Raw genomic sequence first — 7402 nt, 5'->3', positions numbered from 1 at the left:
ACCTACCGGACGCTGCAAAAACTGGCCGGGCCGGTTGCCGAAACGCATCTGCCGCCGGCCGACGCCAACAGCGGCGAGGGTCATTTTGACGGACGCTGGCGGGTGTCGCGACAGACGCTCTACATCGATGCGGCGGCGCGGCCTTCGGCGCCCAAGACCTTCGATTTCTCCGGCCTGCAAGCGCGCAGCGTCGAGATCGTGCTGCGCCAGGCCGGCAAGCAACCGGCCGACATCGAAGGCGTCTGCGACGGCACGCTGGCGATCCGTGCCGGCGGCGCTTCACGCACCATCGCCACGGGCACGGCATTTCGCTTTCGCCTGTCCGGCGAGGACGATACGGTCAGCCTGTTTCCAAGTGACGGCCTGAACCGCTGCGCGGCAAGAATCCGCTCCAGCCTTGCTCCGGCCGGCGCGCCGCTCACCATCCGACGCGAAGAGACCGCCGATCCGGCGCTTGCCGCTTTCGACAGTCGCTACGAGCGTTGCCCGACGCCAGACCCAACCGGCCTCGATCCTCTCAGCCGCGCCTTCTATGCCAGCCGTTGGCTGTCGCAGACCTGTGCCTTGCCGATCGGAAAGCCGCGCCTGCTGCGCAAATCGCGCGACGGCTTCAACGCCAAGGTCGAGGCGCTGATGGGAGCGCCGCTGTCCGACAGCGCCATCGACAAGGGCGACCCGGAGCTGCCGCTCGACTTCTCCAGGGCCCCAAAACTGAAGCTGATCTATCTGTCATCCCTGGAGTTCAAGGCCGACTTCTCCGGCCGCATCATCGAACGGCTGATCCGTCATCATGCAGCCCTCGGCACCAAGGTGCGCATCCTGGTCACCGACGTGCTGGAGCGCGACAAGGACGACGCCATGCTGCATCGGCTGGCGGCCGAATTCCCCAATGTCGGGCTGCAGGAATATCGCTGGCGGGCGGACCGGGGCGCGCCGATCGACGAGCAGATTTCACAATTGCACAAGGTCCATCACGTCAAGATGCTGGCGACGCTTGCCGACGATCCACGGCGGTCGCGCGCCATCATCGGCGGCCGCAACATCCATGACGGCTTCCTGTTCCACCAGCCGATCGATCTGTCGCGCTATCCAGACCTTGAGCAATACGGCAAGACCGACGGGTTGTCGCTGAACTACTATTCGAACTGGAGCGACTTCGACATCGAGTTCGCCGATCCGGCCACGGTCGAGACCCTTGCCGCGCATCTTTCGACAGTGTGGCTGCGCGACGCCGACACCAATCTGGCGCGCCCCTTCTCCATTCCGGTCCGGTCCGACGGCGCCCGTCCTTCAGGCACGGCACGACACTTCATTTCGGTGCCTTACGAGGATGGCCATGCGCTGGAGGACTATTTCGTCGAGTTGGTCGACGCCGCCCAGCACCATATCCAGATCGTTAATCCCTACCTCAACCTGACGCCCAAGCTTGCCCAGGCTGTTGACCGGGCGCTCGCCCGCGGCGTCAGGATCGACATTGTCGGCCGCATCGATCTCAAGGGCGATATCGGCGGCAAGTTTCTCACCGCGCTCAACAAGCTGTTTGTCGAGAAATATGGCGATCGCATCAACATCCGCGAGTTCAAGGCGCCTGACGTGGTGCTGCATTCCAAGATCATGATGATCGACGAAAGGCTGGTCGCCATCTCGTCGGTCAACCTCAACAACCGCAGCTTCTTCCACGACAGTGAGAACGGCATGATGGTGCTCGATCCGGCCTTCTACACCAGGATGAAGCCGATCTATGACGACTATGTCGCCCACTCCAAACCGGTCGCCACCAATGTGACGATCCCGTGGGCCTACCGGCTGCTTTTCGACGAGGACTGGGTCCGGCAGGCGTTCTGACTCTCTAGCGCAGATAGCGCTCCTGCGCGAGGTCGCGGACGTCGATGTCAGGCACCCGGTTGGAGATGATGTCGGCCAGCACCTTGCCCGAGCCGCAAGCCATGGTCCAGCCGAGCGTGCCGTGGCCGGTGTTGAGATAGAGATTGGAAAGCTCGGTGCGGCCGATCAGCGGCGGACCATCCGGCGTCATCGGCCGCAGCCCGCACCAGAACGTCGCGTCCCGCATCGCGCCGGCGCCAGGAAAGAGATCGCCGACCGAGTGTTCCAGCGTGCGCCGCCGCGATTCGTGCAGCCTGAGGTCGAAGCCGGAAATCTCGGCCGTACCGCCAACCCGGATGCGGTCGCCAAGCCGGGTGATCGCCACCTTGTAGGTCTCGTCCATCACCGTCGAGACCGGCGCCGCCGCCGCGTCCTTGATCGGCACGGTGATCGAATAGCCCTTGACCGGATAGACCGGGATCGGCCGCTTCACTCGGCGCATGAAACCCGCCGAATAACTGCCCAGCGCCATCACATAGGCGTCGGCGGTCTTCCAGCCCTTGCTGGTGCTGAGATTGGCAATGCGGTTGCGGCTGCGGATGACGCGCCAGATCGTCACGTCGTACTCGAACTTGACGCCACGGGCCACACAGAGTTCGGCCAGCCTGTCGGTGAACATCTTGCAGTCGCCGGTCTCGTCGTGCGGCAGCCTGAGGCCGCCGACGAACTTTTCGCGCACCCCGGCAAGGCCAGGCTCAGCCGCGATGCAACCGTCCTGGTCGAGGATCTCGTAAGGCACGCCATACTTCTTCAGCACCTCGACATCGCCGCCGGTGCCGTCAAGCTGCTTTTGCGTCCGGAACAGCTGCAGCGTGCCCTGGGTCCGCTCGTCATAGGCGATGCCGGTCGCTTCGCGCAGCGCCTTGAGCGTATCGCGGCTGTATTCGGCCAGCGGCACCATGCGCGCCTTGTTGATCGCATAGCGCTCGGCCGTGCAGTTGCGCAGCATCTTGATGAGCCATGTCCACATATGCGGATCGAAGGCCGGCCGCACCACCAGCGGGCCATGCTTCATCAGCAGCCATTTGATCGCCTTCAGCGGAATGCCGGGCCCGGCCCAGGGCGAGGCGTAGCCGGGCGAAATTTCGCCGGCATTGGCGAAGCTGGTTTCCAGCGCCGGGCCTTTCTGGCGGTCGAGAACCGTCACCTCGTGGCCGGCCTCGGCGAGAAAGTACGCCGTGGTCACTCCGATGACGCCGCCGCCCAGCACCATGATCTTCATCGTTTACTCCTTGCCGCGTCGCACGCCCTTGAGGACGCCTGGACGCGGCGCATTCCGATTTGCGCATGATCCCCGGCGAAAATCGATGCCGATTTTCGAGATCATGCAGTGTTGCCTGTTCACGCCGCCGCAGGACCGGGGTCGTCGTCCCCTGTCTGCCGCATTCCGGCCCTTTCGCCAAGGGGCCGCCAATCGGCTGCGGCGCTGTAGACGAGGGTGAGCCCATGCGGCCGTCGCGCCTCGGCCTGGGATTTCTCCCTGACGGCACGCCGCGCGGCCTCCGGCTGGTAGAGCACGGTCGCGATCAGGACCGACTCCCGCCTGCCGTCGGCCTGTTCGATCCATGCAGTCTGGCCCTCGGCCATGCCGAGCATGCAAAGCCCCCGCCTTGTCATGATCGACAGGCTGGAGCCGACCGGGCCGCGCACCTCATTCTGCACCAGGGTCCGGGTCTGGGCGGGGCCGGCATCGACACGGAATACCAGCCTGCTGTTCAGCGTCACGATATCGGATCCGACCGAATCCATCGCGACGACCTCGGCCTTGGAAAGCTTGTCTTCAAGCATTGGAACAATCGGATCCGCGAAAGCCCGCCGACGCTCCAACATGATTTCGAGGACGGCGAAGTCCTTTGTCGTCAGCTGGAAATTCGCGCCTGTCATCACCGTCTCCATGATCAGGCCCCCTCCCGCCCGCAGGCCGGCGTATCGACCACTTCGATGGTCGCCGACAGTTCCCGGCCGCCACGGCTGCTCCAGCACACCGTCTGCCCAGCGGTCGCGCCGATGAGCGCCGTCCCCATCGGCGTCAGCACCGAGATCCTGTTTTCACTGATGTCTGCTTCGCCGGGATAGACCAGCGTGACGCGCTGGATGTTGCCGCCATCGTTGCGGATTGTTACCGCCGAGCCCATCCGCACGACATTGGCCGGCATGGAAGCCGCTGCCGTGACAACGGCACGGTCCATCTCCGAAAGCAATTCTTCGGCCGTCTCGGGCACGCGGTCGAGCGACGCCCGCGCCAGGCCCGTCAGCCTATGATGGTCGGCATCGGTGACCAGAAGCCGGCTCGGTGGACGCAATCCTGTTGCATGTTGCATGGCAAACCTCATGACTTGGCGCATCGAACAGACGCGCGCCTGCCGCCGCGCAAACGGTGGCTTGATGAAAAACCGGCAGCCGCGAAGCTGTCTGGCTCGGGAATGATAATGTCAGGTAGAAATGCCCCGGTTCGGACGGACGCCAAAAGGCGACCGCGCCGGGGCTACGATCCCGCGATCGGGCAGACCCTGAACAAGGTTCTGATATAAGCTGGGTTGCTCATGCATGGAGCCTTGCCGACAGGCGTCCGCTTGTCAAGCGCGGCCAAACCGCTCAACCGCCGACATAGCGCCGATGGAAGCGCGGACCGAGGCTGGTCAGGATCTCGTAGCCGATGGTGCCGGCATGGCCGGCGGCGTCATCGACGCTTTGCGAGGGACCGAGCAGTTCGACCAGATCACCCTCGCGCAGCCTGCCGGCCGGCAGGGCGGAAATGTCGAGAATGATCGAATCCATCGACACCCGCCCGACGAAAGGTAGCCGCACGCCCTCGAACCAGGCGGCGGACGCGGCGCGGCGTTGCCAGCCATCAGCGTAGCCGAACGAAATCGTCGCCAGCCTGAGCGGGCCTTGCGCATGATAGCTGTGGCCATAGCCGACGCCGGCGCCCTTTTCGACGCTGCGCGTCTGTGCCACCTTTGCCTGCAGCCGCACCACCGGCAGCATCGGATTGGACTTTGGCGGCGTCGGATTGATGCCGTAGAGGGCGGCACCGGGGCGGGCGAGATCGTAGTGAAAGGACGGCCCAAGAAAGATGCCGGAGGAATTGGCCAGCGACGCCGGCGCCTTCGGCAACATTGCGCGCAGCCGCTCGAACACCGACCGCTGCTTCTCATTGGCCGGATGCTCCGGCTCGTCGGCGCAGGCCAGATGGCTCATCACGTAACGGATGTCGATGCCGTCGAAAGCCTGCGGATCGGCGGCGATGCGATCCACATCCCGAGGCGCCATGCCGAGCCGCGACATGCCGCTGTCGACCTGGACCGCGGCCGGCAGTTTTCGGCCGGCGCGGCGGGCCGCAGCACGCCAGGCTGCCAGTTGCTCGTGGCTGTTGATAACAGCGCAAAGGTTTGCTGCCACGGCGTCCGGCTCGGCACCGGGCGGAATGCCGTTCAACACGAAAATGGCAGGGCCGGCCCCAAGCGAGCGGCGCAGGGCGACGCCTTCGCCCAGAAGCGCAACGAAGAAGATATCGCAGCCTTCGCGCAGCAGTGCCGCCCCGACCTGGCCGGCGCCAAGGCCGTAGCCGTCCGCCTTGAGCACACCAGCGCAGGCAACATCGCCCAACCGCGCCTTCAGCCGCCGGTAGTTTTCACGGATTGCACCGAGATCGATGGTGAGGATGGCCCCAGCCGCCACTTCGCTCGTGGCGGTGACCTCTTCTGGCGGCGATTTTTGGAGGGCGTCGTTCATGGCGACCGTTCTTGTGGGGGATGGGTTAGTCAGTAGTCAGTAGTCAGTAGAATTTGGCGCGGACCGCAACAGAACATTCAACCCTACTCCCCTACTCCCCTACTCCCCTACTATCGCACCAGATGCCGGAACGCCGCCACCACATCCTCATAGACATGGCGCTTGAACGGCACGATCAGGTCGGGAAGGTCCTGCATCGGCCGCCATGCCCATTTGTCGAACTCGGCGGTGTGGCCACCCGGCGGCGGATTGATCTGGATCTCGCTGACATCGCCGTGGAAGCGAAAGGCGAACCATTTCTGCGTCTGGCCGCGATACCGGCCCTTGAAGGCGATGCCGACGAGATGCTCCGGCAAATCATAGTTGATCCAGTCCGGCGCCTCGGCCAGTAGCGAGACGCCGCGCATGCCGGTCTCCTCATAGAGCTCGCGCTCGGCCGCCTGCAGGGGCTCCTCGCCCTCGTCGATGCCGCCTTGTGGCATCTGCCAGAGCTGCGTCGTGCCGGCAAATTCGCTGTCCGGTTCGGCAATGCGGTGCCCGACCCAGACCAGGCCCTCGGCATTGAGGATCATCAGCCCGACGCAGGGTCGGTAAGGCAGCGTTTCGCGGTCGATTTTGTTCGTCTTTGGCATCAGTCACTCTTTCCAGCCGTCTTCCGAGGGCTAGCCTTTTTGCGGATCGATAGCCACCGCTGAAATCGGCACGATCTCGATGCCGCGCTTCTTGGCCTCGACCACCCAGGATGACACGGTATCGACCGTCAGGTCGAAGGCCGAACCGATGCCGACGGCAGTGCCTTTGGCCCGCGCGGTCGCCTCCAGGCTGTCGAGCTTCTTCAGGATTTCGCCGCGATCCTGCACGGCATCAATCGCCATGTCGCCGGCGACGAAGGGCACGCCGTCCTTCAGCGCCAGATCCGGCGCCAGACTGCGCGCCGACGAGCCGTCATCGATATAGGCGAGGCCGCGTTTGCCGAGCTCGGCGATGAACGGCTCCATCGCCGCCGCGTCAGCGGAAAAGCGGGCGCCCATATAGTTCATGACGCCGGTATAGTTGGTCGTCCGCGACAGCGCCCAGTGCAGGCTCTTCAGGTTCTCGTCCGCGCTCGCCGCCACCGTCAGCGTGTTGCGTCCCGGATTGACCTTGGGATAATCGAACGGTTCGAGCGGCACCTGCATGACGATCTCGTGGCCGCTCTGCCTGGCTGCCTGCATCCAGCGGCCGATGCTGTTGCCTTGCGGCGCGAAGGCCAGCGTCACTTCCGCCGGCAGCTTGGCGATGGCCGCCTGGGTGCCGGTCTGCGAAACCGAAAGTCCACCGATGACGATCGCCACCCGTGCGCCGCGCCCGCCCGACCAGGGCCGCGCATAGACGTCGAACGGCCGCCTGCCATCGGCGGCGCGCACCGGCAACGGCCCGGTCTCGCTGGCCTCGATCAGCGCCTTGTCTGGAATATGCGCGACCTTCAGGTTCTGGCCGACGGTCGACGGGTCGCGAATGACGATCGCTGCCTTGGGCGGCCCATCGCCCTCCTCCGTCTGCACATGGATGATCTGCGGCCCACCTGATTTGACCGGCGCCTCCGGCTTCGGTGCCGCCGGGGCCAATGCAGGCGGCGCGGCGGCAGGTTCGGCCGCCGCGGTCACTTTCGGCGTTGAAACGGCAACCTGTTGCGGCTTACGAAACGGCTTTTCCCTGAGCGCGATCGCGCCGGAGATGCCTGCCACCACCAGCACGGCCCCTGTCGCCATGATCGCACCGCCGCTGAGCTTGCCGGCGGCGG

Annotated in this window: 7 protein-coding genes; 1 reads left to right on the top strand and 6 read right to left on the bottom strand. The window is 64.9% G+C overall.

All coding sequences use genetic code 11. The features are described from left to right. Positions 1-1845: phospholipase D-like domain-containing protein (locus ENZ74_RS15340; protein WP_127312844.1), on the top strand; the 1845-nt coding region annotated here is incomplete at its 5' end. 4 nt (positions 1846-1849) lie between these two features. Here the strand turns inward: ENZ74_RS15340 and ENZ74_RS15335 are convergent. The 6 genes from ENZ74_RS15335 to ENZ74_RS15310 all read right to left on the bottom strand — a co-directional run. Further along, positions 1850-3106: a D-amino acid dehydrogenase gene (locus ENZ74_RS15335; protein WP_013529082.1), complete on the bottom strand. Its 1257-nt coding sequence runs from the start codon at positions 3104-3106 to the stop codon at positions 1850-1852. 119 nt (positions 3107-3225) lie between these two features. Then, entirely contained in the window at positions 3226-3780 is a 555-nt protein-coding gene (locus tag ENZ74_RS15330) for a nucleoside-diphosphate kinase (RefSeq protein WP_082826563.1), read from the bottom strand. Positions 3781-3782: 2 nt separating this feature from the next. Further along, positions 3783-4205 carry a nucleoside diphosphate kinase regulator gene (gene rnk / locus ENZ74_RS15325; RefSeq protein WP_027162554.1) on the bottom strand — a complete coding sequence of 141 codons (423 nt, stop codon included), beginning with the start codon at positions 4203-4205 and terminating at the stop codon, positions 3783-3785. Between the two features lie 274 nt (positions 4206-4479). Further along, positions 4480-5619 carry an alanine racemase gene (gene alr, locus ENZ74_RS15320; protein ID WP_063169214.1) on the bottom strand — a complete coding sequence of 380 codons (1140 nt, stop codon included), beginning with the start codon at positions 5617-5619 and terminating at the stop codon, positions 4480-4482. Positions 5620-5729: 110 nt separating this feature from the next. Next, positions 5730-6251 (bottom strand): RNA pyrophosphohydrolase, encoded by a 522-nt coding sequence (locus ENZ74_RS15315; protein ID WP_013529078.1) that lies wholly within the window; start codon positions 6249-6251, stop codon positions 5730-5732. A gap of 30 nt (positions 6252-6281) precedes the next feature. Then, positions 6282-7402: divergent polysaccharide deacetylase family protein (locus ENZ74_RS15310; RefSeq protein ID WP_164761043.1), on the bottom strand; the 1121-nt coding region annotated here is incomplete at its 5' end.

This window comes from Mesorhizobium sp. M7A.F.Ca.CA.002.15.2.1, from assembly GCF_003998715.1.
GTDB lineage: Bacteria > Pseudomonadota > Alphaproteobacteria > Rhizobiales > Rhizobiaceae > Mesorhizobium > Mesorhizobium ciceri.
Note: the sequence above shows the minus strand (reverse complement) of the source record. Positions and strands in the feature narration are given on the sequence as shown.

Excerpts from the sequence above, each read along its gene's own strand:
- ENZ74_RS15330 (WP_082826563.1), bottom strand. The coding sequence starts at position 3,780 with ATGGAGACGGTGATGACAGGCGCGAATTTCCAGCTGACGACAAAGGAC.
- alr (WP_063169214.1), bottom strand. The coding sequence starts at position 5,619 with ATGAACGACGCCCTCCAAAAATCGCCGCCAGAAGAGGTCACCGCCACG.
- rnk (WP_027162554.1), bottom strand. The coding sequence starts at position 4,205 with ATGCAACATGCAACAGGATTGCGTCCACCGAGCCGGCTTCTGGTCACC.
- ENZ74_RS15315 (WP_013529078.1), bottom strand. The coding sequence starts at position 6,251 with ATGCCAAAGACGAACAAAATCGACCGCGAAACGCTGCCTTACCGACCC.
- ENZ74_RS15335 (WP_013529082.1), bottom strand. The coding sequence starts at position 3,106 with ATGAAGATCATGGTGCTGGGCGGCGGCGTCATCGGAGTGACCACGGCG.